The sequence below is a fragment of the Streptomyces sulfonofaciens genome (assembly GCF_014656295.1).
In the GTDB taxonomy this organism is placed as follows: domain Bacteria; phylum Actinomycetota; class Actinomycetes; order Streptomycetales; family Streptomycetaceae; genus Streptomyces; species Streptomyces sulfonofaciens.
Genome location: NZ_BNCD01000024.1, coordinates 1 through 26,641 on the forward strand (window position 1 = coordinate 1; position 26,641 = coordinate 26,641).

The 26,641-nt window shown below is 71.4% G+C and carries 24 protein-coding genes and 2 pseudogenes; 12 read left to right on the plus strand and 14 right to left on the minus strand.

What is annotated here, in order from left to right; all coding sequences use genetic code 11:
- Positions 1–114: 114 nt before the first annotated feature.
- From IE313_RS29005 to IE313_RS29015, 3 genes are read right to left on the minus strand one after another with little or no spacing between them, the layout of a single operon-like run.
- Entirely contained in the window at positions 115–2,217 is a 2,103-nt protein-coding gene (locus tag IE313_RS29005) for a dipeptide ABC transporter ATP-binding protein (protein ID WP_229925049.1), read from the minus strand.
- The gene (locus tag IE313_RS36080) at positions 2,214–3,116 is read right to left on the minus strand and encodes an ABC transporter permease (protein WP_189937403.1); all 903 of its coding nucleotides are present in this window, start codon (positions 3,114–3,116) and stop codon (positions 2,214–2,216) included. The genes IE313_RS29005 and IE313_RS36080 overlap by 4 nt, the downstream gene beginning before the upstream one ends.
- Positions 3,117–3,151: 35 nt before the next feature.
- Positions 3,152–4,099: an ABC transporter permease gene (locus IE313_RS29015; protein WP_189937405.1), complete on the minus strand. Its 948-nt coding sequence runs from the start codon at positions 4,097–4,099 to the stop codon at positions 3,152–3,154.
- Positions 4,100–4,828: 729 nt separating this feature from the next.
- On the opposite strand from IE313_RS29015, the gene IE313_RS29020 reads away from it, so the two are divergent.
- The 6 genes from IE313_RS29020 to IE313_RS29045 all read left to right on the plus strand — a co-directional run bounded on the left by IE313_RS29020 (position 4,829) and on the right by IE313_RS29045 (position 10,915).
- Positions 4,829–6,469, plus strand: coding sequence for an ABC transporter substrate-binding protein (locus IE313_RS29020; protein WP_189937407.1), 1,641 nt, complete (start codon positions 4,829–4,831; stop codon positions 6,467–6,469).
- A gap of 5 nt (positions 6,470–6,474) precedes the next feature.
- A complete protein-coding gene (locus IE313_RS29025; RefSeq protein WP_189937408.1) occupies positions 6,475–7,473 on the plus strand; it encodes a Gfo/Idh/MocA family protein in 999 nt (332 codons plus the stop codon).
- The gene (locus IE313_RS29030; protein WP_189937410.1) at positions 7,470–8,225 is read left to right on the plus strand and encodes an SDR family NAD(P)-dependent oxidoreductase; all 756 of its coding nucleotides are present in this window, start codon (positions 7,470–7,472) and stop codon (positions 8,223–8,225) included. Before IE313_RS29025 ends, IE313_RS29030 begins: the two co-directional genes overlap by 4 nt.
- A gap of 101 nt (positions 8,226–8,326) precedes the next feature.
- Positions 8,327–9,295: a polysaccharide deacetylase family protein gene (locus IE313_RS29035; protein ID WP_189937412.1), complete on the plus strand. Its 969-nt coding sequence runs from the start codon at positions 8,327–8,329 to the stop codon at positions 9,293–9,295.
- Between the two features lie 53 nt (positions 9,296–9,348).
- On the plus strand, positions 9,349–10,149 hold the full coding sequence (locus tag IE313_RS29040) for a sugar phosphate isomerase/epimerase family protein (protein ID WP_189937415.1): 801 nt from the start codon (positions 9,349–9,351) through the stop codon (positions 10,147–10,149).
- On the plus strand, positions 10,139–10,915 hold the full coding sequence (locus IE313_RS29045; protein ID WP_189937417.1) for an SDR family NAD(P)-dependent oxidoreductase: 777 nt from the start codon (positions 10,139–10,141) through the stop codon (positions 10,913–10,915). The genes IE313_RS29040 and IE313_RS29045 overlap by 11 nt, the downstream gene beginning before the upstream one ends.
- A gap of 58 nt (positions 10,916–10,973) precedes the next feature.
- Here the strand turns inward: IE313_RS29045 and IE313_RS29050 are convergent, their stop codons facing one another.
- Together IE313_RS29050 and IE313_RS29055 are read right to left on the minus strand one after the other, a co-directional pair.
- Positions 10,974–11,684 (minus strand): GntR family transcriptional regulator, encoded by a 711-nt coding sequence (locus IE313_RS29050; RefSeq protein WP_189937419.1) that lies wholly within the window; start codon positions 11,682–11,684, stop codon positions 10,974–10,976.
- Positions 11,677–13,053, minus strand: a complete 1,377-nt coding sequence (locus IE313_RS29055; RefSeq protein WP_189937421.1) for a dihydroorotase — start codon at positions 13,051–13,053, stop codon at positions 11,677–11,679. Before IE313_RS29055 ends, IE313_RS29050 begins: the two co-directional genes overlap by 8 nt.
- Before the next feature lie 82 nt (positions 13,054–13,135).
- Here IE313_RS29055 and IE313_RS29060 point away from each other — a divergent pair, with 82 nt between their 5' ends.
- Complete coding sequence (locus tag IE313_RS29060) at positions 13,136–13,900, plus strand: SDR family oxidoreductase (RefSeq protein ID WP_189937423.1); 765 nt, start codon at positions 13,136–13,138, stop codon at positions 13,898–13,900.
- A 65-nt stretch (positions 13,901–13,965) separates the two neighbouring features.
- Here the strand turns inward: IE313_RS29060 and IE313_RS29065 are convergent.
- Positions 13,966–14,252 (minus strand): annotated as a pseudogene (locus IE313_RS29065) (GTP cyclohydrolase II); the annotation flags it as partial.
- Between IE313_RS29065 and IE313_RS35680 the strand changes: the two are divergent.
- Together IE313_RS35680 and IE313_RS29075 are read left to right on the plus strand one after the other, a co-directional pair.
- A pseudogene (locus IE313_RS35680) lies at positions 14,249–14,930 on the plus strand (transposase); the annotation flags it as partial. The pseudogenes IE313_RS29065 and IE313_RS35680 sit on opposite strands and share 4 nt — an antisense overlap.
- A 167-nt stretch (positions 14,931–15,097) precedes the next feature.
- Entirely contained in the window at positions 15,098–15,601 is a 504-nt protein-coding gene (locus tag IE313_RS29075) for a DinB family protein (RefSeq protein WP_189937426.1), read from the plus strand.
- Here IE313_RS29075 and IE313_RS29080 read toward each other — a convergent pair.
- From IE313_RS29080 to IE313_RS29100, 5 genes are all read right to left on the minus strand, one after another.
- Positions 15,586–16,482: a Gfo/Idh/MocA family protein gene (locus IE313_RS29080; RefSeq protein ID WP_268256804.1), complete on the minus strand. Its 897-nt coding sequence runs from the start codon at positions 16,480–16,482 to the stop codon at positions 15,586–15,588. The two genes, IE313_RS29075 and IE313_RS29080, sit on opposite strands and share 16 nt — an antisense overlap.
- A gap of 256 nt (positions 16,483–16,738) precedes the next feature.
- A complete protein-coding gene (locus IE313_RS29085; protein ID WP_189937430.1) occupies positions 16,739–18,004 on the minus strand; it encodes an ROK family protein in 1,266 nt (421 codons plus the stop codon).
- An 84-nt stretch (positions 18,005–18,088) separates the two neighbouring features.
- Positions 18,089–18,955 (minus strand): carbohydrate ABC transporter permease, encoded by an 867-nt coding sequence (locus tag IE313_RS29090; RefSeq protein ID WP_189937432.1) that lies wholly within the window; start codon positions 18,953–18,955, stop codon positions 18,089–18,091.
- On the minus strand, positions 18,955–19,971 hold the full coding sequence (locus IE313_RS29095; protein ID WP_189937434.1) for a carbohydrate ABC transporter permease: 1,017 nt from the start codon (positions 19,969–19,971) through the stop codon (positions 18,955–18,957). Before IE313_RS29095 ends, IE313_RS29090 begins: the two co-directional genes overlap by 1 nt.
- Before the next feature lie 20 nt (positions 19,972–19,991).
- On the minus strand, positions 19,992–21,461 hold the full coding sequence (locus IE313_RS29100; protein WP_189937436.1) for an ABC transporter substrate-binding protein: 1,470 nt from the start codon (positions 21,459–21,461) through the stop codon (positions 19,992–19,994).
- A gap of 149 nt (positions 21,462–21,610) precedes the next feature.
- Between IE313_RS29100 and IE313_RS29105 the strand changes: the two genes are divergently transcribed.
- Genes IE313_RS29105 through IE313_RS29115 form a run of 3 tightly spaced genes read left to right on the plus strand, consistent with a single transcriptional unit; the run spans position 21,611 to position 24,813 of the window.
- Positions 21,611–22,657: a zinc-dependent alcohol dehydrogenase gene (locus IE313_RS29105; RefSeq protein ID WP_189937438.1), complete on the plus strand. Its 1,047-nt coding sequence runs from the start codon at positions 21,611–21,613 to the stop codon at positions 22,655–22,657.
- Between the two features lie 12 nt (positions 22,658–22,669).
- Positions 22,670–23,470, plus strand: a complete 801-nt coding sequence (locus IE313_RS29110; protein WP_189937440.1) for a sugar phosphate isomerase/epimerase family protein — start codon at positions 22,670–22,672, stop codon at positions 23,468–23,470.
- Positions 23,467–24,813, plus strand: a complete 1,347-nt coding sequence (locus tag IE313_RS29115; RefSeq protein WP_189937442.1) for an MGH1-like glycoside hydrolase domain-containing protein — start codon at positions 23,467–23,469, stop codon at positions 24,811–24,813. Before IE313_RS29110 ends, IE313_RS29115 begins: the two co-directional genes overlap by 4 nt.
- 571 nt (positions 24,814–25,384) lie before the next feature.
- Here the strand turns inward: IE313_RS29115 and IE313_RS29120 are convergent.
- The 3 genes from IE313_RS29120 to IE313_RS29130 all read right to left on the minus strand — a co-directional run bounded on the left by IE313_RS29120 (position 25,385) and on the right by IE313_RS29130 (position 26,603).
- A complete protein-coding gene (locus IE313_RS29120; RefSeq protein ID WP_189937444.1) occupies positions 25,385–25,570 on the minus strand; it encodes a hypothetical protein in 186 nt (61 codons plus the stop codon).
- Between the two features lie 251 nt (positions 25,571–25,821).
- Complete coding sequence (locus IE313_RS29125; RefSeq protein ID WP_189937446.1) at positions 25,822–26,190, minus strand: DUF3618 domain-containing protein; 369 nt, start codon at positions 26,188–26,190, stop codon at positions 25,822–25,824.
- Positions 26,187–26,603, minus strand: a complete 417-nt coding sequence (locus IE313_RS29130; RefSeq protein ID WP_229925050.1) for a phage holin family protein — start codon at positions 26,601–26,603, stop codon at positions 26,187–26,189. The genes IE313_RS29125 and IE313_RS29130 overlap by 4 nt, the downstream gene beginning before the upstream one ends.
- Positions 26,604–26,641: the final 38 nt, after the last annotated feature.

Consider the following 26,641-nt stretch of genomic DNA (forward strand, 5'->3'; position numbering starts at 1 on the left):
GGAGCTGAGACCGCGCCCCCCGGGGGGCGCGGTCTCAGCTCCGCGTACCCGGCGGAGGGCCGGACCTACGCGTGGACGAGCCGTCCAGGGCTCGCCCTGCCCTGGACGGCTTGCTCAGCGGTCCTCGCCCGCGGGCTCGACCACAGGCTGCGTGGCGGTGCTGTCGAGGGGTCCCCGCTGGATCTGGAGGAGTTCCTCGGGGGCGATATGACACCGGTACGTGTTCCCGCCCGGGGCGTGCTGCCAGGGCGGCTGCACGGTGCCGCAGATGTCGCCGATCCGGCGCGGGCAGCGGGTGTTGAATCGGCAGCCGCTCGGGGGTGCCGCCGCGTTCGGGTAGGAGCCGTCGAGCCGGATGCGCTCCTGGGCGTCGTCGGAATCCAGGGAGGGCGCGGCGGACATCAGCGCTTCGGTGTACGGATGGTGCGGGGGCTGGAAGACCGCGTCGGCCGTCCCCGTCTCCATCATCTGCCCGAGATACATCACGCCGACGCGGTCTGCGATGTAGCGCACCACCGCCATGTCGTGGGAGATGAAGATATAGGAGACACCATGGGACGCCTGGAGGTCGACGAGCAGGTTGAGGATGGCTGCCTGTACCGACACGTCGAGCGCGGAGACGGGTTCGTCGCACAGCACCAGCGAGGGAGACCCGGCGAACGCCCTGGCGATGGCCGCGCGCTGCTTCTGGCCGCCGGACAGCACGGTCGGCCGGGACCGCAGATGACGGTCTTCGAGTCGTACGGAGTGGGCGAGGTCGGTGACCCGGTTCTCCCTGTCGGCCCCCCGCACTGTGCTGTCGAGCAGGGAGAGCGCACGCCGCAGGATGCGTCCGACCGTGTGGCGCGGGTTGAGCGCCGTGTCCGGGTTCTGGAAGACCATCTGGATCTTCCGTCGGGTGTCTCGCTGTGCGCGGCGAGCGCGGACGGTGAGCGGGACGTCCTCGAAGGTGAGGGTCCCCTCCGACGGGTCGAGCATGCCCACGATGCACTTGGCGAGGGTGGTCTTGCCGCTGCCCGACTCGCCGACGAGGGCGAAGGCCTCGCCCCGGTGCACCTCGAAGGACACGTCCTGCACGGCGGTGATCTCGTGGCCACCCGACCGGTAGCGCTTCGTCAGGTTCTCCACCCGCAGTAGCACGTCCGTGGTCGCGGGGGAGGTCGGGGACGCCGCTTCGGCCACGCTCTCGATGCACTGGGTGCGCGTGTGGTGGAAGCATCGCGCCAGCCGACCGGGGGCCACCGGCTCCAGGACGGGGACCTGGGTGTGGCACTGGTCCGTCGCGATCGCGCAGCGCGAGGCGTATGGACAGCCCGGCAGGTCGGCGCCGAGCGGGGGGAGCGAGCCGGGGATCGAGTCGAGGCGGTTGCCGGTCTTGGTGTGACCCCAGCGCGGTGCTGCTCGCAGCAGGCCGAGGGTGTAGGGGTGGCGGGGGTCTTTGAACAGCCGCTCCGCGGGTCCCTCCTCGATGAGGCGCCCGGCGTACAGCACGCCGACCCGGTCGCAGACGCGCGCCACGACACCGAGGTTGTGGCTGATGAAGAGCACGGCGGTTCCGTACTCAGCGCGCAGGGCCACCACGAGGTCCAGCACCTCCGCCTCGACGGTGGCGTCGAGACCTGTCGTGGGCTCGTCCATGATGAGCAGATCTGGGCTGGTGGCCAGGGCCATGGCGATCATGACACGCTGCTGCTGGCCGCCGGAGAGCTGGTGCGGGTAGCGTGCCATGGCGGCCACCGGGTCGGGCATCCGGACTTTGGCGAGCATGGCCTCCGCTGCCGCCCTGGCCTCGGGTTGCGTCATGGCGGAGTGGGTGCGGAAGATCTCGGCGAGTTGTGTGCCGATGCTCATGGAGGGGTTCAGGGCGCTGCCGGGGTTCTGGTAGACCATGGCGACCCGGTTGCCGCGCCAGGACCGCAGGGTGGGCTCGTCCGCCGAGAGGAGGTCCTCGCCGGCGAACGTCACCCGGCTCGCACCGTCGACGACGGCGTTGTCCGGCAGATACCGCATCAGTGACATGGCCACGGTCGTCTTGCCGCAGCCTGATTCGCCAACGAGGCCGTACGCCTCGCCCGGCCGGATCTGGAACGAGACGTCGTGCACCACACGCGCCGGTCGTGTGCCACGTCGGTAGTCGATGCTCAGGTTCGCCACATCGAGGGTCGGCCTGGGGGACGCAGCGGACATGTGGTTCGCCTCCTCGGCGGTCGTGGTCATGCCTTCACCGCCTGGGAAAGGCCGTCGGCAACGAGGTTGACGGCAACCACCAGTGTCGCCAGGGCCAGTGCGGGGAACAGCACGATCCACGGGGCGACTTGAAGGTTCGCCTGCCCGAGCGAGATGGTCAGCCCCCAGTCCGGCGAGGGCTGCTGGATGCCCAGAGACAGGAAGGACAGCGTCGCGGAGGTGAAGATCGCATAGCCGAGGCGGACTGTGCCCTCGACGATGATCGGGCCGAGGACGTTGGGGAGGATCTCAGCGACCATGATCCGTGGCCCCGACTCGCCCTGGAGCCGCGCGGCCGCGACGTAGTCGAGGTCGCGCTGCGCCAGCACCGCGGACCGCACCGTGCGGGCGACCAGCGGGGTGAACGTGACACCGATGAGGATGATGACGTTCAGCTCCGACGGGCCGAGTGTGGTGAGCACCAGCACCGCGAGGATCACCAGCGGGAAGGCGAGGAACGCATCCACGACGCGCATCGCGACATCGTCGACCAGCCCGCGGTAGTACCCGGTGACGAGGCCGAGTGCAACGCCGCCGAGCAGGCCGAGCGCGGTGGCCGCGGGCGCGACCGTCAGTACGGTGGACGCCCCGGCCAGCAGGCGCGACAGGACGTCCCTGCCCAGGTTGTCGGTGCCCAGCAGGTGGGCGGCCGAGGGGCCCTGAAGTATCTCGGGGAAGACCTTCTGGGGGTCCTGGGGGGCCAGGAACGGCCAGAAGATTGCGTCCACCACCCAGAATAGAAGGACGAGTGCCCCGGCCAGGAAGGCGGGCGAGCGGAACAGGCCGCGGGCCACCTGCCGGCGACGTGGCTGTGCCGCGCGGGCGGTGCCGCCGGGGCCCGGGGCATCGCCCACCGCCAGGGCCGCGGTGGCAGGCGGAGTCGGCGTCATGGTTCTCCCTCTGTCGTGTCGCACGGCGTTCCCGATCACTCGGACGTCAGGCGGATGCGGGGGTTGAGTACGCCGTAGAGGAGGTCGGCGCAGAGGTTGGCGACGGTGAACAGTGCCGCGATCATCAGCACGGCCGCCTCCAGGACGGGCAGGTCATGGCCGGTGGCCGAGGTGTAGATCAGTGAGCCGACGCCCGGGTAGTTGAACAGCTTCTCGACGACGACGAGGCCGCCGACGAGGTAGCCGGTCTGCGCGCTGATCACCGTGATGGACGGCAGCAGCGAGTTGCGCAGGACGTGCTGGAAGAGCACTCGCCGGCGGGGGAGCCCCTTGAGGACGGCGGTGCGGACGTAGTCCGACTCCAGGGCCTCGATGGTGCCCGCTCGCGCCATCCGGGAGATGTAGCCGAACAGGACGCACATCAGCGGGATCGACGGGAGCAGCAGTTGTCTGACGATGTCGGCGGGATCGCCGTTCGGGACGGCCGATGAGACCGGGAACCACTTCAGGGTGACGCCGAAGACGACGAGGAGAATCGTTCCTGCCACGAACTCCGGCAGCGCGATGAGCGAGAGTCCCGTGATCGAGATGATCCGGTCGACGAACCCGTTCCTGCGGTGGGCCGCGAGCACACCGAACCCGAGCGAGATCGGCACGATGAGGATCATGGCGAACAGGCCGAGGACGAGCGAGTCGCCGAGGTGGCCGACGACGAGAGCGCGGACCGGTTGCTGCAACAGGTACGAGGTGCCCCAGTCGCCGGTGACGAAGCCCCGGACGAATTCGAAGTAGCGCACGGCCAGGGGACGGTCGACACCCAGTTGCGCGTCGAGCTGCGCTACCTGGGCGTTGGTCGCGTACGGGCCCAGGATGGTCCTGCCGATGTCTCCGGGGAGTACCTGGGCGACCAGGAAGACGACCACCGAGACGAGCAGGAGTGTCAGGAGACTCAGGGCGAGTCGCTTTGCGATGAAGGCGCCCATGTGTCATCCGCCTCCGCCTGGGCGGGGCCGACTTCTTCCAGTCGTCTGATCGTGCACTTCGACCTCTTGGGGGTACGGCCCGGTCGGGGACTGCCGGGGGTGTCGGGTCTGTGACGCGGTGAACGGCCCGGGGCCGTGCGGCGCCTCGACGAACGTTGTCGCTGCTTCTTGAGTCTCGCTCTTGCCCGTGGCGCGGCCGGGTGGGGGCTCCCAGCGGCCGCGGAACTTGGTGTTCGGTGGTCGTCGGCCCCTCTGCCATAGGCGGACGGGTGAGGGTGTCCCCCGACCGTGGATGCCGGGCGGGACGGGCCCCGAGGCCCTCGGGTGGCGGACACGATATTCCGTATAGCGCATCTCGGCAAGCGGCGCCTTCTCCGGTATCCGGTGGGCAACACGGCGCTCTGGGTCCCGATTTTCATGGACGACACATGAAGGGAACAGGGAAGACTCAATCGCGTCCGAGCTTGGACCCGTTCGGCGAAATTCCTCGAAAGACCTCATTGCCCCACGAGGGAGCCAAGGATATGGTGCCTGGAATATCAGATCTCAGGCGGTCGGCCGAGGAGGCCGTGCGGACGGCCCGAGCCGGTTTCACCGGGTCGGCGGGTGCCACCGCCGAAGCGATCGATCCTCTGAGCCCCGCTCCACAGCGACGCTGTGTCCGGGGGAGTCTCGTCCACAGCCGCCGCGGTCGCCGTCGGTCGGCAGCACATCTGAGTGAGGCACCACATGGATGAATACGAGCACCACCTGCTGGAGGAGTTGCGGGCGCGTCGCCTCAGCCGCCGGCGCTTCCTGATGAGAGCGAGCGCCGCGGGGCTCGCCGTCCCGGCGGTGAGCTCCATCCTCGCCGCCTGCGGCCCGTCGGACACGAGCCCGCAGCAGGGCACACCGTCGGGCAAGCCCCGCCGCGGTGGTACGGCCAACGTCGCGATCACCAAGCCCGCCTCCGTCGTCGACCCCGTCACTCTCTACAACCAGGGCGGCCAGACGACCGCGCAGATCGCGGGCGAGTACCTGTGCTTCCCCCGCGCCGACTACACCCTCGATCCGCGGCTGGCCGTGTCGTGGAAGGCGAAGAAGCCCGACGAGTGGACCTTCGTCCTGCGCAAGGGCGTCAAGTGGCACGACGGCAAGGACTTCACCGCCGACGACGTCGTATACACCATGAACCTGCTCACCGATCCGAAGGTGAACTCCTCCGCGCTCTCGGCGTTCAAGGGGATCTTCTCCCACGGGAACATCGAGAAGGTCGACGACCACACGGTGACCTTCCACCTGGACACGCCGTTCGTCGACTTCCCCTACCTGGTGTCGTCGTTCAACTTCAACGCGATCATCCTGCCCAAGGGCTACCAGGTCGGGGACTTCGCCAAGGGCCGCATCGGTACCGGCCCGTTCATCATGACGCAGTACCAGACGGAGACCGGTGCCACCTTCGAGCGCAACCCCCACTACTGGGACCCGCGCTACCCCCTCCTCGACGGCATCAAGCTCACGTACTACGCCGACGACGCGGCCATCGCGCTGAACATGCAGGGCGGTAAGGAGCAGGTCTGGCAGGTCGCGCCCTACCAGAATTCCCAGGCCCTGCTGAAGAACCCGAATCTGACCGTCATCAAGAGCAAGTCGAGCGGCTACCGCGGCGTCCACATGCGCACCGACCAGGCGCCGTTCGACAACCAGCACCTGCGCGAGGCCGTCGCGCTCTGCATCGACCGGCCGTCGCTGGTCAAGTCGCTCCTGGGCGGATTCGGAAGCGTCGGCAACGACCACTCCTTCGCGCCGGTCTACCCGCTGGCCGCCGACGCCCTCACGGGGATCCCCCAGCGCAAGCAGGACTACGCGGCGGCCAAGGCCGCGCTCGCCAGGGGCGGCAAGCCTCGCGGCTTCTCCGTGACCCTCACCACCGAGCAGTACCTGGAGATACCCCAGTACGCGGTGCTGATCAAGCAGGCGTGCAAGAAGGTGGGCATCGACATCAACCTCAACGTGATGCCCCAGAGCGCCTACTACGGAAACGGCGGGAACCAGCCGTGGCTGCAGGTGCCGATGGGCATCGTGGACTGGGGCGCGCGCGGCGTCCCGAGCCAGGCCATCCTGCCCGCCTACACCGCCCATGGCATCTGGAACTCGGCGCACTGGGCGGACCCGGAGTTCGACAAGCTCTTCGTCCGGCTCAACGGCACGCTCGACGAGCAACGGCGGCTGAGCATCGCCAAGCAGATGGCGGGCATCCAGCACGAACAGGTGCCGGAGCTGATCGGCTACTGGATCAGCAACCTCAGGATCACCAGTTCCAAGATCGGCGGACTCGCCGCCGGTCCCTCCGACCACTTCGATCCGCGCACGCTGTACATGAAGGGCTGACGCACATGGCAGGCATCTCCTCTCGCCTGCGGGTCGCCGTCATCGGGCTCGGCTGGATCGGCGAGGCGCACCTCGCCGATCTGGCCGGCCGCGACGACGTGACGATCGCCGCCGTGCACGACGTCGACCCTACGCGGGTCAGTGACTGCGCGGACCGTTTCGGGGCCCGCGGGTACACCGACGCCGCAGAGCTGTTCGCGCACGAGTTGCTCGACGCGGTGTGGATCTGCACACCGCCCCAGCACCACCTCGACCCCACCCTGCTCGCCGTCTCGCACGGTGTGCCGGTGTACTTGGAGAAGCCCGTCGCGCGGGAGCGCGCCGACGCACTCAGGATCGTCGAGGCGGTGGCCGACAGCGGCCTGGTGTGTGCCGTCGGGTACCAGTGGCACGCCCTCGACCTGCTCACCACCGTGCGTGGGGAGCTCGCGGGCCGACCCGCCGGGTTCCTGCTCGGCCAGAGCTTCGGCCCGACCGCGGCCCGGCCGTGGTTCCTCGACCGGAGCCAGGGCGGGGGCAACCTACTGGAACGCGGCAGCCACCACATCGACCTGGTGCGTGCCGTGGCCGGCGAGGTGACCGCGGTCCAGGCGGCCGCGAGCACGGTTCGCCTGGCGCGGCCCGAGGCCGGGGAAGGGGACATCGACGACGCGCTCACCCTCGTACTGCACCTGGCCTCGGGGGCGATCGCCACCATCGTCGTCGCGTGGACCCGGGACGACGGCCCCGCCCGGTACGGCCTGGACGTGGTCGCGAGCGAGAGCGTGTTCCGCATCGAACTCGACCCGCGTTTCCGCCTCTCGGGCCGCAGCGGAGGGGGCGACATCGACGAGAGGGCCTCCTGCGCCCCGTTCACCGCCTCCATCACGAAATTCCTCGACGCGGTCCGCGCGGGCGACCCCGGTGCGGTCGCCTGCACGCCCGCGGACGCGCTGCGCACCCTGGAGGTGGCGCTGGCCGGTGAGGAGGCGCTGGCCAGCGGCGCCACGGTGCGTGTTTCATGAGCACCGCACCGCGTACCGTCCTGGTCACGGGTGCGGCATCCGGTATCGGGCTCGCCGTCGCCGAGTCCTGCGTCGAAGGGGGCTTCGCGGTCGGCGCCGTCGATGTGGACGCCACGGCGCTCGCCGCCGTGGCCACACGTCTCGGCGACCGCTTCGTGGCCGCCGACGCGGACGTGTGCGACGAGACGTCTGTGGCGAGCGCGGTCGGTCTCCTCGCCGACCGCCTCGGCGGCTTCGACGCCCTCGTCAACTGCGCGGGCGTGGGCGGCTATACCGGGGATGTCACCGAGACCTCCCCCGCCCAGTGGCGGCGTGTCCTCGACGTCAACCTCACCGGCGCCTACCTGGCGTCCCGGGCGGCCCTGCCCTGGCTGCGGGGCCGCCCGGGAGCCGCGGTGGTGCACGTGAGCTCGCAGTACGGGCAGGTCGGCGGCGCGGGCTTCCCCGCGTACTGCGCGGCGAAGGCCGGTGTCATCGGGCTGACCCGGGCCATGGCGGTCGACCACGCCCCGGAGGGCATCCGCGTCAACTGCGTCTGCCCGGGCCCCACCGACACCCCGATGCTGCGGCGGAGCGCTGCGTCGCCGAAAGTACGCCACCGTGAGGACGACCGGGTGGCCGGGCGCAGCCTTCTGCCCTCCCCGGCCGATCCCGCGCGGGTCGCGGACGTGATCGATTTCCTGCTGGGGCCTGGTGCCGCGAACGTGACGGGCGCCGTCGTACCCGTGGACGGCGGGTGGACGGCGGGTTGAGGTCCCACCGGCGACCGGCGCCGGGGGTCCAGGCCCGCCGCCCCGGCCCCGCGACCACCGTCGCACGACGCCACAACAGACCGAGAAAGAACGTGCCAGAGATGTCATCCTTTTCTCCCTTCACGCCACCCGCGCAGGATCGTCCTGACAAGCGGCCCCGGGACTTCGTCGGCTACGGCCAGCATCCGCCGCAGGTGCGTTGGCCGGGCGGCGAGAAAGTCGTCGTCAACATCGTGGTCAACTACGAGGAGGGCGCGGAGTACTCGATCCCGGACGGCGACGGCCGCAACGACGGCTGGGGCGAGTACGACTACGAGATCGACGGGTCGGTGCGCGACCTCGGCAGCGAGACGCACTACGAGTTCGGCAGCCGCGTGGGGATCTGGCGCCTCGCCAGGATCTTCGACCGCTACGACGTGCCCGTGACCATCGGCGTGTGCGCGGTGGCGCTGGAACGCAATCCGGCCGTCGCCGGGTGGATCGCCGAGCGCGGTCACGACGTCATCGGCCACGGTTACCGCTGGCTGGAGTACAGCAGGGTGAATGAGGAGCAGGAGCGCGAACACCTGCGGCTCGCGATCCGGTCCATCGAGGAACTCACCGGGGAACGCCCGCTCGGCTGGTACTTGCGGTCCTTCCCCAGCGAGAACACGCTCGACCTGTTGGTCGAGGAGGGCGGCTTCCTCTACGACTCCGACCCCTGCAACGACGAACTGCCCTACTACACAAGGGCAGGCGGCAAGGACCTGCTGATCCTGCCGTACTCCAAGGTCTACAACGACACCCGCTACCTGCTGAACCCCACGTACAGCACGCCCCACCACTTCTTCGAGAGCCTGCGACTGGGCCTCGACTACCTCTGCGACGAGGTCGACCAGGGCCTCGGGCCGCGGATGATGACGGTGGGTCTGCACCCACGCTGGAGCGGCCAGGCCAATCGGGCGGGCGCGGTCCGGGACTTCGTCCGCTACGTCGACCAGAAGCCCGGGGTGTCGTTCATGCGCAGGCTGGACATCGCGCGTTGGTGGGACGCGCACCACCACGAGTGGTCCACCGGCGGCTCTCAGTGACCGCCCGGGCCGCGCGGGCTCTTCCGCCGTCCGCTGTCCCCGAGGGGCGCCGCTTGCTGGCCATCGCCAGCGCGGCGTTGCCCGAGCACGACCCCGAGCAGGTATGCGCGACCGCGGCGCTGTCCGGTCTGACGGCCGTGGAGTGGGGGGCGGGACCGGGTCAGGCACTGCCCCTCGACGCGCCGGACGCCGCGGTTCGCCGACTGGTGGAGGCCACCTCCGGGGCCGGGTTGCTGTGTTGCGGGCTGTCGGTGCACGACGACGTGGTGCTGGCCTCGCCGCTCGGCGTGTGGCAGCGTCTCGTGGCTGCCGCCGCCTCACTCGGGGCCCCGCACCTGCGCGTCTACGCCTGCCCGCCACAGGGGACGTTCGCCGAGGACTTCGCGTTGCTGCGCGAGCGGTTCGCGGCTCTGGCGCGGATCGCCGCGGCACACGATCTGCGCCTGCTGATCGAGCCGGCGCCGGGGACGCTGGTTCCCGGCGTGGTACTGGCACGTGACGCGCTGTCAGGGCTGACCCCCCGCCACGCCGGGGTCGTCTACGACCCGGGAAGCCTCGCGCGCGAGGGCTGGCTCGACCCGTTCCTGGCCGTCGACGTGCTGGGGGAGATGCTGAGTCACGTACACGTGAAGAACACGGCGCCGCAGCGGACACCGGAGGGCGGGTGGACCTGGCAACGCGCTTCCCTGGACAGCGGGATCGTCCACTGGGCACGAGTGTTCGCCGCGCTGCGCCAGGCGCGCTACGCGGGGTGGATCGTGCTCGACCACCTCAGTTCGCGGGAGGGCGACAGTCTGCGTCGCGACCTCGCGCACCTGCGCACCCACTGGGGAGAGGAGTCACATGGCGATTGATCTGACCGGGCGGACCGCGATCGTGACGGGCGCCGCCTCCGGAATCGGCCGGTCCGTCGCCGTGCGCCTCGCGGCGGCGGGCGCCTCGGTCGTGATCGCCGACCGCACACCCCTGCCCTGGCACGGCGGGCCGTCCACCGAGCACCTTGTCACCGCGGCGGGCGGCACGGCGGAGTTCATGGCGTGCGACCTCGCGGTGACCTCGTCGGTCGAGGCGATGTTCGCGCGCGCCGAGGCCCGATGGGGCCACGTGGACATCGTGGTGAACAACGCCGCCGTCAGCACCGGGACGTCGTTGACCGACACCGACGACGCGGACTGGAACCACGTCCTCGCGGTCAATGTCACCGGGGTGTTCACCCTGTGCCGCGCCGCGGTACGGCACATGCTCGATCGGCCGCCCCGCGGCGAGGTGCGCGGACGGATCGTCAACATCACCTCTCAGCACGGGATGGTCGCAGCGCCCGAGGACATCGCCTACGGTGTCTCGAAGGCCGCGGTGGCGCAGCTCACACGGCAGATCGCCGTAGAGTACGCCGCGCAGGGCATCGTGTGCAACGCCGTCGCGCCCGGCAAGATAGAGACCGGACCCTCCGCCCGCGCGGAGGATCCCCGCTGGCACGAGTACTGGACCTCGCGGACTCCGTGGCCGCGTCTGGGCCGTCCCGAGGACGTTGCCGGAGCGGTGCTGTTCCTGGCGAGCGACGAGGCGTCCTACATCACGGGCGTGAACCTGATGGTCGACGGTGGCTGGATGGCTGGTTGACAAACCGACGGGCGCCGTCGTGAGGGTACTTCCTCACGACGGCGCCCGCCTCGGACGTTCAGTGGGCGTCGGCGAACTGCGCCAGCACTTCCGCGCCGACGTGCCGCACATGCTCAGACATCAGGCGGTGCGCCTCCGTGGCGTTGCGCTCCAGCAGGGCGGCGGCGATCTGCATGTGTTGCTCCGCGCAGAGCGGGGAGGCGTCCATGCCCGGGATGTCGCGCTGCCGCAGCGCCGTGACGAGGGCGTTGATGTCGTCGAGCAGCCGGGCGAGGTGATCGTTGCCGCCGGCGGCCGCGATCGTCCGGTGGAACGCCTCGTCGGCCTCCCGGTAGGCGGCGTTGTCCCGCCGGTCGGCCGCGACGACCGTGCGCTCGGCCTCGCGCTGGGCCGTTATCAGCAGTCCCCGCTCACCCCGTTCGGCGGCGAGCCGGGCGGAGGTGGATTCCAGGGACTCGCGCACCTCGTAGGCGTTGCGGGTGATCTCCAGGGAGGGGGAGACGATGCGTCCGGTCGTCGGGCCGTTCGCCTCGATGAGGCCGATCTCCTTGAGCCGCAACAGCGCCTCGCGTACGGGTGTCTTGCTGACGCCCAGTTCCTTGGCGAGTCGCGCCTCGGTCACCTTCGAACCCGCGGGAAGCTGGCCCTCGATGATGGTCTGGCGGATGGTGTTGTACACCCAGAGGGCGAGGCTGTCGGGGCGCTGAGCCAGTTGGGCCGCGTTCAGCGTGACCGCGGGACCGATTCGCAGCTGCGAGGTGTCACTCATGCCCGCTTGTATCCCTTCTCGGCACCACCAGGCGTCCCCGCTCGGGAGTTGACGCCATTTCCCCGTCCCGCGCCAGTACACGGCCACGCAGCGAGACCAATCTTACCCGGCCCTTGACCCGCCTGCCCTCGTACGGGCTGGTTCCCGTACCGTCGCGGAAGGAGTCGGCGTCGACCGTCCATTCCGGCTCGGGGTCCCAGACCACCAGGTCGCCGTCGCTGCCCGGTGCGATCCTGCCCTTGGCGGGCCCGTAGCCGAAGCTGTCGGCGGGGCCCGTCGACAGGACGTGGGACAGCCGCTCGATGGGGATGCCCCGTGCAAGGCCCCACGACAGCAGCAGCGGCAGCCTGGCGCCGATGCCGGCGATCCCGTACTCCGCGTCGCGGCAGGGGCAGATGCGTTCGTCGACCGCGGTGCGCTGCTGGGAGTGGTCGGAGCCGACGGTGTCCAGGGTGCCGTCGGCGAGCGCCTGGCCCACCGCGTCGACGTGCTCGCTCGTGCGCAGCGGGGGTGCCACCAGCAGTTCGCCCGCGGCGGGGGACGTGTACTCGTCGACGCTGAGCAGGAGGTGGTGCAGGCACGCCTCGGCGCCGATCTCGACGTGGCCACCGGCTCGCGCCCTGCGGACGTGGCCGATCGCGCCCGTGCTGGACAGGTGGGTGATGTAGACGCGGGACCCGGTCAGCTCCGCGATGGCCAGCGCGCGGTACACGGCGACCTCTTCCAGGACCGGGGGGCGGACCTCCGCGAAGGCGACGGGCCCGCTCCTGCTGCCCTCCGCCGCCTCCTCGACCAGGGCCTCGATCAACTCGCCGTCCTCGCAGTGCACTTGCACGGGGATCCCGGCGCGCTTCGCGGCGGTCATGACCCGGTGCAGACCGTCGCCCGTGGCCATGATGCCCAGCTCCGGGTAGGCGAGGAACACCTTCACCGCGTCGGCGCCCAGCTCGGTGAGGCGTGCCACGTCGGCGCCGGTGAGCTCATTGGGCTGGTAGCACATGGCATGCAGGCCGATGTCGATGAGGGACTCGCCGCCGGTCACCTGCGCACGGGCCCGCTGGAAGGCGGAGACGGTCTCCTCGCCTTCACGGGGCAGCGAGAAGGACAGGGCGGTGGTGGTGCCTCCGAGGGCGGCGGCGATGCTGGCCTGCCCCAGGTCGGCCATCAGGTGGCAGTGGGGGTCCACCCCGCCCGGCAGGAGGTAGCACCCCGCGGCGTCGACGACTTCGCGGGCACCCGCGGCGTACGGGGCGCCGACGTCGGGACCGACGGCCCGCACCACACCGTCGGCGACCACGACGTCCCCGGTCCTCACCCCCTCGGGGGTCACGACGTGCCCGCGGAGTACGACCAAGTCAGCAGTTGTCACGGGGTTACAGTACACGACACAGCCCAGATCTCGTGCATGAGATATCGTATGCAAGCTGTTGATGGTGGAGTAAGGAGTGCTCATGGACCTCGGGCTGCGAGATCGCGTTTATGTCGTCACCGGTGGTACGTCCGGGCTCGGCCGGGCGACCGTCGACGCATTGGTCGCTGAGGGGGCGCGCGTCGTCGTCTCCTCGCGTGATGCGGGCAAGGTGGCGGAAGTCGCCGACCGCTTCCCGCGGAGCGTGGTGGGCATCGTCGCCGACAACGCCGACCCCGAAACACCGGAAAGACTCACCACTCTCGCCCAGGACACGTTCGGGCGCGTCGACGGCGCCCTGGTGAGCGTCGGTGGTCCGCCCCCCGGGCGGACCACGGCCCTCACCGACGAGGCGTGGCGGGAGTCCTTCGAAAGCGTCTTCCTCGGCGCCGTGCGGCTTGCTCGCCACCTCGCGCCGCTGCTGAGCACCGAATCCGGGCGCGAGGACGGTGGCGCGCTGGGCTACGTGCTGTCCAGTTCCGTCAAGACCCCGCTGCCGAACCTCTCGATCTCGAACGGCCTGCGCGCGGGACTCGCGATGCTCATCAAGGACTTGGCGGACGAACTCGGACCGCAGGGCACCCGGGTCCTCGGCCTGGTGCCCGGGCGCATCCTCACCGCGCGCACGGTCCAACTGGAGCGCGGTGACCCGCAGGCGCGTCAGCGGAGCGAGGCCGTCATCCCGCTGCGCAGGCTCGGCGACCCGGAGGAGTTCGGTCGCATGGCCGCGGTGCTCCTGTCGCCCGCCGCCTCGTATGTGACGGGCTCGCTCATCCCGATCGACGGCGGCATGATGCGCGCGCTGTGAGCCGGTGAGGCGGCGGCGCTCACCGAGACATGCCGCCGCACGGGGCCAAGGCGCGCCGCCTCCCGGTTCGCGGCGAACGTGTCCAGGCCCTGGTCCTGGAGACAGTAGGCGTCGAGTTTGTCGTACAGCCCGATGCCGCGCCCTTCCTGGCGGAGGGACAGCGGGATTCCGCCCGTTTCGGCGCACAGGTCGACTCCTTCGGCGCGTTGCGGTCCGCAGTCGCAGCGGGCGGAACCGGACACATCTCCCGTGAGGCCTTCCGAATGCACGCGCACGAGGGGCACGGAGCTCCCGGCGGGGAAGACGACGGCGATGTGCTCCCGCCGTGGGCGAGCCCGTTGAAGCTGATCATTCGAGCAGGCCGTCACCGACGCCGGCGAGAAGGCCGCCGCCAAGGCCCGGCCCAAGCCCAAAGCCCAAAGCCCAAAGCCCAGGCCAACTTCACCGACCCCGACTCGCGGATCATGAAGAACAGCGACGGCGCCTGCATTCAGGCGACAGCGCCCAGGCCGTCGTCGATGAAGAGCACCAGGTCATCACCGCAGCCGACGTGACGACCAACCCCTCCGACGCGCTGAACTGCACCAGCATGCTCGACCAGTTCGCGGCGAACACCGGCGTCCACCCCAAGCAGGCACTGGTCGACGCCGGGTACTGCTCCGAGACCCTGAGGCCGCGCGAGAGCGCCAACTGGCCTGCGGCACCGACACGTTCATGGCCACCGGCCGACTCGCCCACGACGAGCAGGTCCCGCCCGCACCACGCGGACGCATCCCCGCCGGCGCCACCCTCAAGGAGTGCATGGCCCGCAAGCTGCGGACCAAGCCCGGCAAGGCCGCCTGCAGCCGCCGCAAGGCCATCGTGGAACCCGTCTTCGGACAGGTCATGACCTGCCAGAACGGCCGCCGGCTCCTCCTGCGCGGCGAGGACGGAGCCCGCGGCGAGTGGCGACTGCCGGCCGCCCGCCCACAACCTCCGCAAGATCTTCCGACACGCCGGGACCACCGGGCTCGCCGCCCTGGCCGGCTGACCGGCCAGGCACCCTGACCACGCCACGAGCCCTACCAGCCGAACACCTGCCGGGCAGGACCCAACCATGGCCTCACAGATGCCCACGGGACGGCCACGACCGATCCCATTGATCACAGCCAGCAGGCCCCTTGCTCGTTACCGAGACACGCTCCTGGCGTCCGCCGCATGGCAGAACGCATACCGCCGTACACCGGCACCGAGAAGGAGAACCTGTGCGCCGGCCTGGCCAGACACCGCGAGGCGGTGCTGCGGAAGGTCGAGGGACTCAACGACGAGCAGTTGAGACGGCCCATGACGCCGTCAGGGACCAACCTCCTGGGCCTGGTGAAGCATCTCGCCGCCGTCGAGTACGCCTGGTTCTGCGAGACCTTCGGCAGAGGGACGGAACCCCTGCCCTTCGACCCGGACGACGAGAACGCCGACCTGCGGGTCACCGCGCAGGAGAGGACCGCCGACATCCTCGCGTTCTACGAGCGGGCCCGCGCCGCCGCCGACCGGACCATCGCAGAACTGGACCTGGACACCACGGGCACCGCATGGTTCGGCGAGCCGGTCTCCCTGCGGTGGGTGCTCGTCCACATGGTCGAGGAGACCGCACGGCACGCCGGGCACATGGACATCGTGCGCGAGCTGATCGACGGCGCGAGCGGTGATCACCGCAGGACCTGAGTCCCCAGGGCCATCTCCAGCAGTTCCTGGAGCCGCAGCCCACGCGCCGCGTCGAGCGGCGAGGGCCGGCCCGAGCGGACCGCCGCCGCGAACTCGCGCCGCAGCACCGGCCAGCACTCCTCGTGGTCCATCCCCGCCGTGTCGTACACCAGCGGCTCACCGGGGCCGAAGAGCTCCACCCGGGTCTGTGCGTCGGCCAGGCGCACGGCACCCGACAAGGACGCCTGGCTGACCGCTCCGTTGGTGTGTTCGCAGCTCAGCTCGATCCAGCGGCGGGAGTCCCCGGTGGCCCGTATGGCCGCGATGGGGCCGATCGCCGCGTCCAGCAGGTCCAGCAGGTGCGGCCCCAGATCCAGCAGCGCACCCTGCTCCAGCCGCCACGAGGTCGCGAACTCGCCGCCGAGGAAGGCCCCGTGGAGGTAGCAGGAGCGGGCCCCGGTGACCACCGTGTCCGCGGCGGCCCGCAGGAAGGCACGGGTCACCGGGTGGTAGCGCTTGGTCAGCACCAACTGGGAGACCACACCGTTTGCGGCCACCGCGTCCGCGACCCGGCGCGCCGACGCCAGGTCGCCGCCCAGCGGCTTCTCCAGCAGCAGCGCCTTGCCCGCCGCGGCGGCCCGCACCGCGTACTGCGCCTGCACCGCGGGCGGCACCGCGAACGCCAGCGCCTCGCAGCGGTCGAGGAGTTCCTCGAACGAGGCGGCCACCACCGCACCGTAGGGGCGCGCGGTCTCCTCGGCGGCTTCCGTCCGGCGCGCCCACACCGCCGTCAGCGCGGTCTCGGGCCCGGCCGCGATGATCCGCGCGTGCATCGTCCGAGCCCACGGGCCGGCCCCGACCAGACCCACCCGCAGCGGCGGCGCCGCGACACTGCCGTGCAGGGCCTCGGCGGCGGCCGGCTCCCGCGCGGCACCGGGAGGAACGGTGTCCGGCGCGGTGACGTGCGGCGCGGCGGGGTCCTGGGCCCCCACCTGCCGGGCGGGGGCGTCGGAGGCGGCGTCGTCCGAAGGGAGCGGGCCGGAGGCGGACGGGCGAGCCGGACGGCTGGTTGACACAGGACACTCCAGGGTGTGCTCGGGATCGTTGCAGGAGAAGGGCGGGGCGGCCGTCCGGGCGGGACGGGGCCCGCCGTGCGGCTCAGCCCCCCACGAGTGCCGCCAGCCGTGCGTCGGCGCGGTCCGGCGCGTACAGGTGCTCCACCACCATCGCCCCCGCGCCCGCAAGGGCCGCATGGTCGCCGAGCCGTGAGGTCACCACATCCAGATGGACGGTCGTACGGGGCATGGCACGCTGGTAGAGCAGTTCGCGCACCCCGGTCAGGAACGGCGTCCCGGCCAGATCGCCGGCGAGCACCAGCACCCCGGGATTGAGCAACGTCACCACCGTGACCAGTACTTCACCGACCCGCTGCCCCGCCTCCCTGGCCAGCCGCACCGCATCCGGCTGGCCCGCCGCCAGATGCCGGCGCACATCGGAGCCGGACGTGGTCGACGTGCCGCAGGCACTGAGCCGCCGCGCGATGGCCCGTCCGCTGGCGACCGCCGCCAGGCAGCCGTACGAGCCGCACATGCACAGCGCCTCCGGCTCGTCGTGCAGCCTGATGTGCCCGATGTCGCCGGCCCCGCCGTCGATGCCGCGGTACGGCTCGCCGTCGACGACGACCCCCGCGCCGATCCCGGTGGAGACCTTCAGCAGCAGGAACGCCGAGCAGTCCGGGTAGAAGCGGCGCTGCTCCGCGTAGGCCATCAGATTGGCGTCGTTGTCGACGAGCACCGGCACGGGGGCGGCGCCGGGCGCCACATGGCGTGCGTACGCCTCCTGCATCCGCTCAGGAACGGGGTACTGGTCCCAGCCGGGCATGATCGGCGGCTGGACGACCCGGCCGGTGGCCCAGTCCACCGGGCCCGGCACCGAAAGACCGATCCCGCAGACCCGCGAGGCGTCCGTGCCCGCTTCGTCGAGCAGCGGCGGGAACCACCGTGCGAGGGTGTCGAGCACCTTGTCGGGGCCGTCCGCGACCAGCAGCGGTGCGGTGTGCTCGGCGAGCAGGCGGCCGTCCAGGTCGAGCACCGCCGCCTGGGCGTGCCGGGTCTCCACGTCGACGGCGAGCACGACCGCGTGCGAGGAGTCGAACTCCAGGCGGGCGGAGGGCCGTCCACCGGTGGCCGGCGGACCCGAGGAGGCCCGGCCCGCCGCCGCCCGTGCCGCCACCGCCACGGCCGGCACCGCACCCGGCACGCCGTTGGCCTCCCGCAGCCAGCCCGCACCGAAGAGCTGGTCGAGCCGGTGGCCGACGGTGGACCGGGACAGTCCCGTGGCGTGCTGGAGCTCGCCCCGGGTGGTGGCCCGCCCGCTGCGGATCAACTGCAGCAGATGGCCTGCGCTCGCCTGACTGGCCGGCATGGTCGGTACTCCTCGCTCGTCCCTGGCTCGTCCTGACGCTGCGCACGGGCGGCACCCGGACGCCCCCGTGGGCCACGGCCGCGGCTACGCCTTGTCCGCGCCGCTCGTCAGCCCCTCCGTCAGCAGCCGCTCCGCAGCGTAGAACAGCACCACCACCGGGATGGTCAACACCACGGACCCGGCCATCAGCACCGTCTTGGGCACCTCGATGCCGCCCGCGAGCTGCTGCAGCCCCAGCGGCACCGTCCACCTGTCCGGCGATGCCGCGAGGAACAGCAGGGCGAAGAGGAACTCGTTCCAGGCGATCATGAACACATAGAGCCCGGTGGCCATCAGGGACGGCAGGCTCAGCGGCAGCACCACCCTGTACACGGTCTGCAGCCGCGAACAGCCGTCCAGGGCCGCCGCCTCCTCGATGCTGTACGGGATGGTGGCGAAGTAGTTCTTCATCATGTAGATGGAAACGGGCACGGTCTGGGCGATGTACACGATCGCGAGACCCACCAGGCTTCCGGAGAGGCCGACCTTGGCGAACATCACGAACAGCGGCACCGCGAGCAGCGTCGCCGGGAACAGGTAGACCGCGAGGAAGAGCGCGCTGACCTGCCGGCTGCCGAAGAACCTCAGCCGGCTGACGGCGTAGGCGCCGGGCACGGCCGCGGCCAGGGTCAGCAGCACCGTGCCGAGTGCCACCAGCGCCGAGTTGAGCAGCATCCGCAGGAACCCCTGGCCGCCCTCGGAGGTCGGCTTCAGCACACTGCGGTAGGTGTCCAGGGTGAAGTCCCGCGCCGACACCCAGAGCGAGCCCGGGTCGAGCAGCAGCGCGTCGATCGGCTTCACCGACAGCATGAGCATGTAGTAGAAGGGCACGATGGTGATGATCGCCAGCACGGCGATCGTCACCCAGCGGGCCACCCCGAAGAAGCGCTCCTCGAACTGTGCGCGGCTCATCACGCCTCCTCCTGGGTCTTCCTGGCGAAGAACGCGAAGTACAGGCCCAGCAGGACCATCAGCACCACGGCCAGGACCAGGGCCTGGGCGGATGCGGCGCCCACGTCGAACCGGGCGGTCAGGAAGTCGTAGACCCGCACGGCCACCACATCGGTGCCCGAGCTGCCGCCGGTGAGCAGGTAGACGTCGTCGAACTTGTTGAACGTCATGATGAAGCGCAGCACGGACAGCAGGGCGATGACCGGCATGAGCTGCGGCAGCAGCACGTAGCGGAACCGCTGGGTGGGTGTGGCGCCGTCGACGCGGGCCGCCTCCTCCAGACCGGGCGGGACCGCCTGGAGCCGGGCCAGCAGGAACAGGAACGCGAAGGGGAAGTACCGCCAGGTCTCGAAGGCGACGACGGTCAGCAGCGCGAGCGGCACGCCGACGTGCCAGCCCAGCAGGTCCACCTCGTAACTGCGCGTGGACAGGAAGGCGATGGGGTCGTGCCAGCCGAGGAAGCGGGTCCCCCAGTTGTTGACGATGCCGTACTGCGGGCTGAGCGCCACCTCCCACACGAAGGTGACCGCGACGACCGGCGCCACGTACGGCAGCAGCATGGTGCCGCGCAGCAGTCCGCGGCCGCGGAAGGGGCGGCGCAGGGCCAGGGCCGCTATCAGGCCGAGCACGAGGGAGCCGGCGGTGCCGCCGACCGTGTAGACCAGGGTGGTGAGCAGGCTGGACCAGAAGCCGGGCGAGCTGAAGACCTGGGAGAAGTTCTGGAGCGACCAGTTGCCGAACAGGCCCATGCCCTGGATGTCGACCAGCCGGGCCCGCTGGAAGGCGAGCAGAACGGTCCACAGGATGGGCACGATCACCACCACCAGCACCACGACGAAGGTCGGGGTGACGAAGGCGAGTCCGGTGCGGTTCTCGCGCTGCGCCCCGGTCAGCGGGCGCTTTCGCCGGCCGCCGGGCCGGGCGTGCGTGCCGGCCGTGCGGGGTGCTCTGGTGGGGCGGGTTGCGGGTGTGCTCATGGGGATTTCCTCGGCGGCGGCTACTGGAGGGACTTCTGGAGTGCGGACACCTCGTCCTGGGCGTCCTGCGCGGCCTGGCGGGGCGAGGTCTGGCCGCTGGTCATCGCGGTGAGCGCCTTGGGCACCGGCAGCTCGCCGTTGATGGCGCCGACCAGGGCGCCCTGGCCCTGGGTGATGCCCCACCGCTGCATCGTGCCGACACCGGCGACGAGCTGGTCGAGCAGGGCCTTCGGGTACACCTGGTCGAGCGGCTTGAGGGTGTCCACGCCGATCTTCGCGGACCGCCAGGCGGCCTGGTACTGGTCCGGGTGGGCCGCGGTGCCCTTGCGGACCGGGATCTTGCCCTCGGGCGCCATGCCGAACCAGTCCTCGTAGCCCTTGTTCATCATGTACGTGATGAACTTCTCGGATGCTGCGGTCTCCGCGGTCTTGCTGACCGCCCAGGACGTCACCTCGCCGAACTGCGCGGGCCTGGGGTGGCCCGGGCTCGACAGTGCGGTGACCAGGCCGCTGTGCGAGGCGAGGAAGCCCTTGTCCTTCTTGCACTCGGGGCAGCTCGGCAGCGCGTCGGAACGCAGTCCGGCCAGCTCGTCGAGGAGCGAGGACGACCAGAGGACGATGGACGACTGCCCGGCGAAGTAGGTGGCCCGGGTGGAGTCGACGGTCTGGGTGCCGGGGGCGCCGTAGTCGGCGGCCAGCTTGTCGTAGGTGCTGAAGGCGGTGCGGCAGGCGGGGGAGTCGAGGGTGACTGCGCCGCCGCCGTTCACCAGTTGGCAGCCGCCGGCCAGTGCCAGGTCCTCGAAGCTCTGCTGGGTGAAGGGGTCGGAGGCGTCGGTGGCGACCGAGGTGCCGTACTTCCCGCCCTTGGTGAGGGCGGCGGCGTCCTTGACCAGTGAGGCGTAGGTGTCGGGGACCGGAAGGTGCGCCTTGGCCAACCGGTCCTTGCGGTAGACCAGCAACTGGAGCCAGGCGTCGGAGGGCACGGAGAGCTGCGTGCCGGAGTCCGAGGTGAGCCGCAGCGCATTGGCGTCGAAGGTGCCGCGCCCCAGGCCCCGCACGATGTCCCCGCTGACCTTGGTGTTCAGCAGGCCGTTGCTGTACATCTGCCAGATCTGGCCCATCGGCACCGCCCCGAGCACATCGGGCAGCGTGCCGGAGGCCGCGGCGGACATGATCAACTGCGGGAGCTGGGCCTCGTCGACCCCGACCAGCTTCACCTTGATCCCGGTGTCGTGCTCGAAGCGGTGGATGATCTTGTTGGTCACCGCCATCCGCGGAGGCAGGTTCTCCTCCGACCAGACCGTGATGGTGTTGTCCGGCGCGGCCGGTCCGGTGTGCGTGGCGCACCCGGCCAGCAATCCCGCGCCGAGCGCCGCCGCGAGCCCGGTCGCCAGCAGCGGCCGGGCCCTGCCCGGCAGCCGGGACGCCCTGCCGCGCCGGGCCTGTCCGGCAGCCGGAGCCGTTGTCGAACGGCGGATCCACCAATGCATGTGCTGTCCTCCCCCTACTTTCGCTGGGTTCTGACGCATCTCAGCATTAGTTTTGCGTATTGACAAGACATAAGTCGCAGGTATCTTCGACGTTGTCCCAACGGCTGGGTCTTTCCGGCCGACTGAACCTGAGCCCACGGAGTCGCCACGTGGAACGTGTCGTCCAGTTCACCGGCCCACGACAGGTGGAGGTGGCCGAGCATCCGCGTGCCGCGCTGCCCGCCGGGCACCTGCGGGTGCGCACCCGTTACTCGGGTGTGTCCGCGGGCACCGAACTCACCGCCTACCGCGGCACCAACCCGTACCTGACCCGCACCTGGGACGCCGAGGCCCGGATCTTCCGGGACGGCGCGGCCGGCATCCAGTACCCGGTGGCGGGCTGGGGCTACTCCGAGACGGGCGAGGTCACCGAGGTCGCCCCGGACGTCGCGGGCGCGCCCGGCGTGCCCGCGGTGGGAGACCTGGTGTTCGGCATCTGGGGGCACCGCAGCGAGGGCGTCGTGCCCGCCGAGCGCCTCCTCGGGCACACCCTGCCCGCCGGGTCCGACCCGCTCGCGGCCACCTTCGCCCGGGTCGGCGCGATCGCGCTCAACGCCGTCCTGGCCGCCGACATCCACCTCGGCGAGGACGTCGCCGTCTTCGGCCAGGGTGTCATCGGCCTGCTCACCACCCGCCTCGCCCAGCTCAACGGCGCCCGGGTCACCGCCGTCGACGCCCTGGACGGCCGTCTGGCCACCGCGCGGACCCACGGCGCCACCGCCACCCTCAACGCCCGCACCGACGCCGTCGCGGAGACCCTGCGCGCCGCCACCGGCGGCCGTGGCGCGGACGTCGCCATCGAGATCAGCGGTGCCTACCCTGCGCTCCACGAGGCGCTGCGCTCGGTCACCACCGGTGGCCGCGTGGTGGCCTCCGGCTTCTACCAGGGCGACGGCATCGGGCTGCGGCTCGGTGACGAGTTCCACCACAACCGCATCCAGTTGATCTGCTCCCAGATCGGCGGCGTGCCCCCGCAGCTCGCGCCGCGCTGGAGTGTCGAACGCCTCCAGCAGACCTTCCTCGCGCTCGTCGCCGAACAGCGCGTGGACGTGGCCTCGCTGGTCAGCCATGTCATCCCGGCCGCCCGGGCGGCCGACGCCTACGTCCTGCTCGACGAGCGCCCCGCCGACGCCCTCCAGGTCGTCCTGGAATTCTGAGAGGCCCCCCACATGCTGAAGACCGCCTGCCAGGAGCAACTGCTGCCCGGAACGACCCTCCAGGAGAAGTGGGAGTTCGCGCAGAGCGCCGGATACGACGGCATCGAGCTGCGCGCCAAGGGCGACCTGCACTTCCAGGGGCGGCTTCCCGAGCTGCGCAGGGCCCTCGCCGACGGTGTCGTGATGCCCACCGTCTGCGTCGAGATGCTGCACTTCTTCGGGGCCTTCGACGCCGAGCAGCGCCGTGACGCACTCGTGCAGATGAAGTCCCAGCTCTCCGTGATCGCCGAGCTGGGCGGCCTGGGCGCCCAGACCCCCGCCTCGTACGGGATGTTCTCCCGCCGTCTGCCGCCCTTCGAGCCGCCGCGCGGCGAGGAGGAGGAGCGCGCCATCCTGGTCGAGGGCCTCACCGAGCTGGGCGAGCACGCCCGGGCGGAGGGCGTCACGCTCTTCCTGGAACCGCTCAACCGCTACGAGGACCACATGGTGAACCGCCTCGACCAGGCGGTGGACCTGATCCGGGCCACCGGTCTCGACTCGGTGCGCATCGGCATCGACAGCTACCACATGAACATCGAGGAGGCCGACCCGCCGGGCGCCATCCTCGCCGCCGCCCCCTACATCGGCCACGCGCAGGTCAGCGACTCCAACCGGTTCCAGCCCGGCGCGGGACACCTCGACTGGCCCGCCTGGCTCGGTGCCCTGGAAGCGGCCGGGTACGACGGCTACCTCGCCGTCGAGTGCCGGCTCACCGGTGACCCGGTCGACGCGGTCCGCTCCGTCCCCGCCTTCCTGCGCAGGAACGGCGCATGACCCGGACCGCCCTCGGCGCCCCGGCCACCCCCATCCCCACCGGCCGTTCGCAGCGCAGCAGCGCGGTGAGCGTGCTGCTGTCCCACTGGACGGGATCGGGCACCGTGCCCTCGCTCACGCTCTACCCGCACCAGTGGAGCTGGGACTCCGCGTTCATCGCGATCGGCCTGCGCCGCCTGTCGCCCTACCGGGCGCAGCGCGAGCTCGAAACCCTGTGCGGGGCGCAGTGGGGGGACGGCCGCATCCCGCACATCGTCTTCAACCCGGCGGTGCCCCCGGGCGCCTACTTCCCGGGTCCCGCCTTCTGGCGCTCGGGGCAGGCGGGCGCCGCGGCAGGCGCGCCCGCCGGGATCGACACCTCGGGGATCGTCCAGCCACCGGTGCACGCCCTGGCGGCCTGGCTGGTCCACGAGAGCGATCCTGAGCTGTCCCGCCGGCGCGGTTTCCTCGCCCGGCTCTACCCGCGGCTCGCCGCCTGGCACGGCTATCTGGCGGACCACCGCGACCTCGGTGGGCAGGGCCTGGCCGCCGTGGTCCACCCGTGGGAGTCCGGCATGGACAACAGCCCCTGCTGGGACGGGCCGCTGGCGCGCGTCGAACCGGCGCCGACCGGCTCCTTCCGGCGCGCCGACCTCACCCACGGCGCCGCGGCCGACCGGCCCACCGACGAGGACTACGGACGCTACGTGGGGCTGGCCGCGCGCTACCGCGACCAGCACTACCGCGATACCGCGGCCTCGCACCCGTTCGCCGTCGAGGACCCCGCGTTCAACGCCTTCCTCGCCGTCTCCGAGCACGCACTGGCCTCGATCGCACAGAGCCTCGGAAGGAGCCCGGTGCCGCACCGGGCCAGGGCCGGGGCCCTGACCGAGGCGCTGGTGGCGCGGCTCTGGGATCCGCAGTCGGGCCAGTTCCTCTGCCGCGACCTGGTCCCGGACGCCCTCGTGGCCGAGCGCAGCGTCAGCGGTCTGCTGCCGCTGGCCGTGCCCGGCCTGCCCGATCCGGTGGTCCGCGCCCTGCTGGACACCCTGTCAGGACCGCACTTCGACCTCGGCGCGGGCAGCACGGGACTGGTGCCCAGCTACGACCTGCTGGGCGGCGCCCACGACGCCTCGCGCTACTGGCGGGGCCCGGCGTGGTTCAACGTCAACTGGACGCTGGAGCGGGGCCTGCGGCAGTACGGCGCGCGGGCCGCGGCGGACCGGCTGGCCGGGGCCATCCTGACGACGGCAACCGCCTCCGGGTTCGCCGAGTACGTCGACGCCCGCACCGGACAGGCCCTCGGCAGCCGGGACTTCGGGTGGACGGCGGCCATGGCGCTGGACGTGCTCGCCCGCTCCTGACACGGACGAGCGCATCCAGAGCGCGACACGCCGGCCGACCCCGCACCGGGCCGGCCGGGCAAGTGACGCGCACCCCCTCCGCCCGGGCCGACGGGCCCGGGCGGAGGCACTCCCGCGGGGTGGCGCCGGGTCGCTGTACCGCTGCCCGGCCACTCCGGGGAGCACGCCGGTGCGCCCGGCCGCTCCGCGAGCGGGCCCGTACCGGGTGCCGCCTGAAAGACCCTGCGCACCCGCGGCCGCGCGACCTGCCCGCCGCGCCCCCTTCACTGGGCGCCCGCACACCGCCAGGCTCCTGCTGAGCAGGCCCCTGCGGAGCACACGCCCCTGCTCAGCAGGGCCGTGTCCTCCGCAGGGCTGATGTCTTCCGCAAGGCTCTGTGCGGGGTCACGGCGACGAAGTGCGGCCGGGTCCTGGTGTCCCTCCGGATGCGCGGAACGGGCCGGCAGGTGCACGGCACCGGCCGGCCCGCAAGGGACCGCTCGTGATCTCTCCTGGGCCGCCCGCTGCCCGATGGCTCCGCCCGCCCGCGGTCCCGCCCGGCGGGAGCGTCGGCACGGCAGGCGGCGCGGCGTCAGTCCTCGCCGCGCACGATGTGGGAGTCGGGATCCGCCTCGGCGGGCTCCTGGTAGCCACCGCGACCGCGCAGGGCCGGGATGCAGGTACGGACGCCTCCGCGTACCTGCCGGGGACCACGTGCGAGGGCCCCCGGCGCTACCGGACGGGTATACGCGTGCTTCTGCTTGCGGGATATGTCCATGGTCGGTCATCGTCCTTCTTCGTCGAAGCTGAAGACCAGCACGTCGATCGAGTGCCCCAAAAGGGACGTTCCTAACGGAAGCGCGGACACTGCCGGCGGCCCGGGCTCGCCCGACCCGGCTGCCCGCGCCGGTTCCTGACGTGGCGCGGGCAGCCGGGTCGGACGCGGTCCGCAGCCGCCGGACCCGCGGTGGGCCCGGCGGCTGCGGACATGCCCTGCGTGGCCGAGCGGGCTCAGCGTGCCGAGCGGGCTCAGCGGCTCCGGTGGCAGTAGCGCTGGCGCCCCACGGCGATCGCGATGCCCGCGGCCGTCGCCACGGCGAGCGCGATGAGCAGGCGTTTGTCCTTCATGACGGGTGCGGTCGATGCGCCCTTGCCACCGCTTCCCCCCGAGGCCGCACCGCGCGGATGCCGCAGGTGCGACGCCCTGCTCCTGGCATGCGTGGTCCGCTCGTGCATCTGCTCCTTGACCTGGGCCGCCCGCTGCTGGGCCCGGGACTTGACGTCCGCCTTGGCGGCCAGCGCCTCCACGGTGTGGCCCAGCTCCGCCCTGAGATCCTCGACCTGCGCGCGCAGTTCGGCGGGCGTGGCGGAGGATCCGGGATGTGAGTTGCGGTTCATCGGTGCGCAGCCTCCTTCAGCTCGGCCACATCGGTCTTGACGCTGGCGATGGCCTGCCGTGGCGCCGCGGGTGCGGCCCGGCGCATCTCCAGCCGGCCGGCGATGCCCAGCGCGCCCGCGATCAGCAGCAGCGCGCCGACGACGACCAGGGCGGCGGCCCACACCGGCAGGACCACCGTCACAGCGGCGATCGCCGCGGCCACCAGCGCCTGGAGGGCGAGGAAGGCCATCAGCCCCGCACCGGTGAACAGGCCGCCGCCGATCCCGAACCGTTTGCCCTTCTGCCGCATCTCCACCTGCGCGAGCTGGAACTCCTGACGCACCAGCTGCGACACCTGCTCCGACGCACGGGAGACCAGCACGCCCACCGACTCGTCGGTGGTGCCCTGCCCGTCGTGATAGGCGGTGCTCACGCCCCTCACCTGCCTTTCCCTGCCGATGGTCGCTTCAG

What these genes read in the sequence shown, in the direction of transcription:
- IE313_RS29005 (WP_229925049.1), bottom strand. Translation starts at nt 2,217, where the DNA reads ATGACCACGACCGCCGAGGAGGCGAACCACATGTCCGCTGCGTCCCCC.
- IE313_RS36080 (WP_189937403.1), bottom strand. Translation starts at nt 3,116, where the DNA reads ATGACGCCGACTCCGCCTGCCACCGCGGCCCTGGCGGTGGGCGATGCC.
- IE313_RS29015 (WP_189937405.1), bottom strand. Translation starts at nt 4,099, where the DNA reads ATGGGCGCCTTCATCGCAAAGCGACTCGCCCTGAGTCTCCTGACACTC.
- IE313_RS29020 (WP_189937407.1), top strand. Translation starts at nt 4,829, where the DNA reads ATGGATGAATACGAGCACCACCTGCTGGAGGAGTTGCGGGCGCGTCGC.
- IE313_RS29025 (WP_189937408.1), top strand. Translation starts at nt 6,475, where the DNA reads ATGGCAGGCATCTCCTCTCGCCTGCGGGTCGCCGTCATCGGGCTCGGC.
- IE313_RS29030 (WP_189937410.1), top strand. Translation starts at nt 7,470, where the DNA reads ATGAGCACCGCACCGCGTACCGTCCTGGTCACGGGTGCGGCATCCGGT.
- IE313_RS29035 (WP_189937412.1), top strand. Translation starts at nt 8,327, where the DNA reads ATGTCATCCTTTTCTCCCTTCACGCCACCCGCGCAGGATCGTCCTGAC.
- IE313_RS29045 (WP_189937417.1), top strand. Translation starts at nt 10,139, where the DNA reads ATGGCGATTGATCTGACCGGGCGGACCGCGATCGTGACGGGCGCCGCC.
- IE313_RS29050 (WP_189937419.1), bottom strand. Translation starts at nt 11,684, where the DNA reads ATGAGTGACACCTCGCAGCTGCGAATCGGTCCCGCGGTCACGCTGAAC.
- IE313_RS29060 (WP_189937423.1), top strand. Translation starts at nt 13,136, where the DNA reads ATGGACCTCGGGCTGCGAGATCGCGTTTATGTCGTCACCGGTGGTACG.
- IE313_RS29075 (WP_189937426.1), top strand. Translation starts at nt 15,098, where the DNA reads ATGGCAGAACGCATACCGCCGTACACCGGCACCGAGAAGGAGAACCTG.
- IE313_RS29085 (WP_189937430.1), bottom strand. Translation starts at nt 18,004, where the DNA reads ATGCCGGCCAGTCAGGCGAGCGCAGGCCATCTGCTGCAGTTGATCCGC.
- IE313_RS29090 (WP_189937432.1), bottom strand. Translation starts at nt 18,955, where the DNA reads ATGAGCCGCGCACAGTTCGAGGAGCGCTTCTTCGGGGTGGCCCGCTGG.
- IE313_RS29095 (WP_189937434.1), bottom strand. Translation starts at nt 19,971, where the DNA reads ATGAGCACACCCGCAACCCGCCCCACCAGAGCACCCCGCACGGCCGGC.
- IE313_RS29100 (WP_189937436.1), bottom strand. Translation starts at nt 21,461, where the DNA reads ATGCATTGGTGGATCCGCCGTTCGACAACGGCTCCGGCTGCCGGACAG.
- IE313_RS29110 (WP_189937440.1), top strand. Translation starts at nt 22,670, where the DNA reads ATGCTGAAGACCGCCTGCCAGGAGCAACTGCTGCCCGGAACGACCCTC.
- IE313_RS29115 (WP_189937442.1), top strand. Translation starts at nt 23,467, where the DNA reads ATGACCCGGACCGCCCTCGGCGCCCCGGCCACCCCCATCCCCACCGGC.
- IE313_RS29120 (WP_189937444.1), bottom strand. Translation starts at nt 25,570, where the DNA reads ATGGACATATCCCGCAAGCAGAAGCACGCGTATACCCGTCCGGTAGCG.
- IE313_RS29125 (WP_189937446.1), bottom strand. Translation starts at nt 26,190, where the DNA reads ATGAACCGCAACTCACATCCCGGATCCTCCGCCACGCCCGCCGAACTG.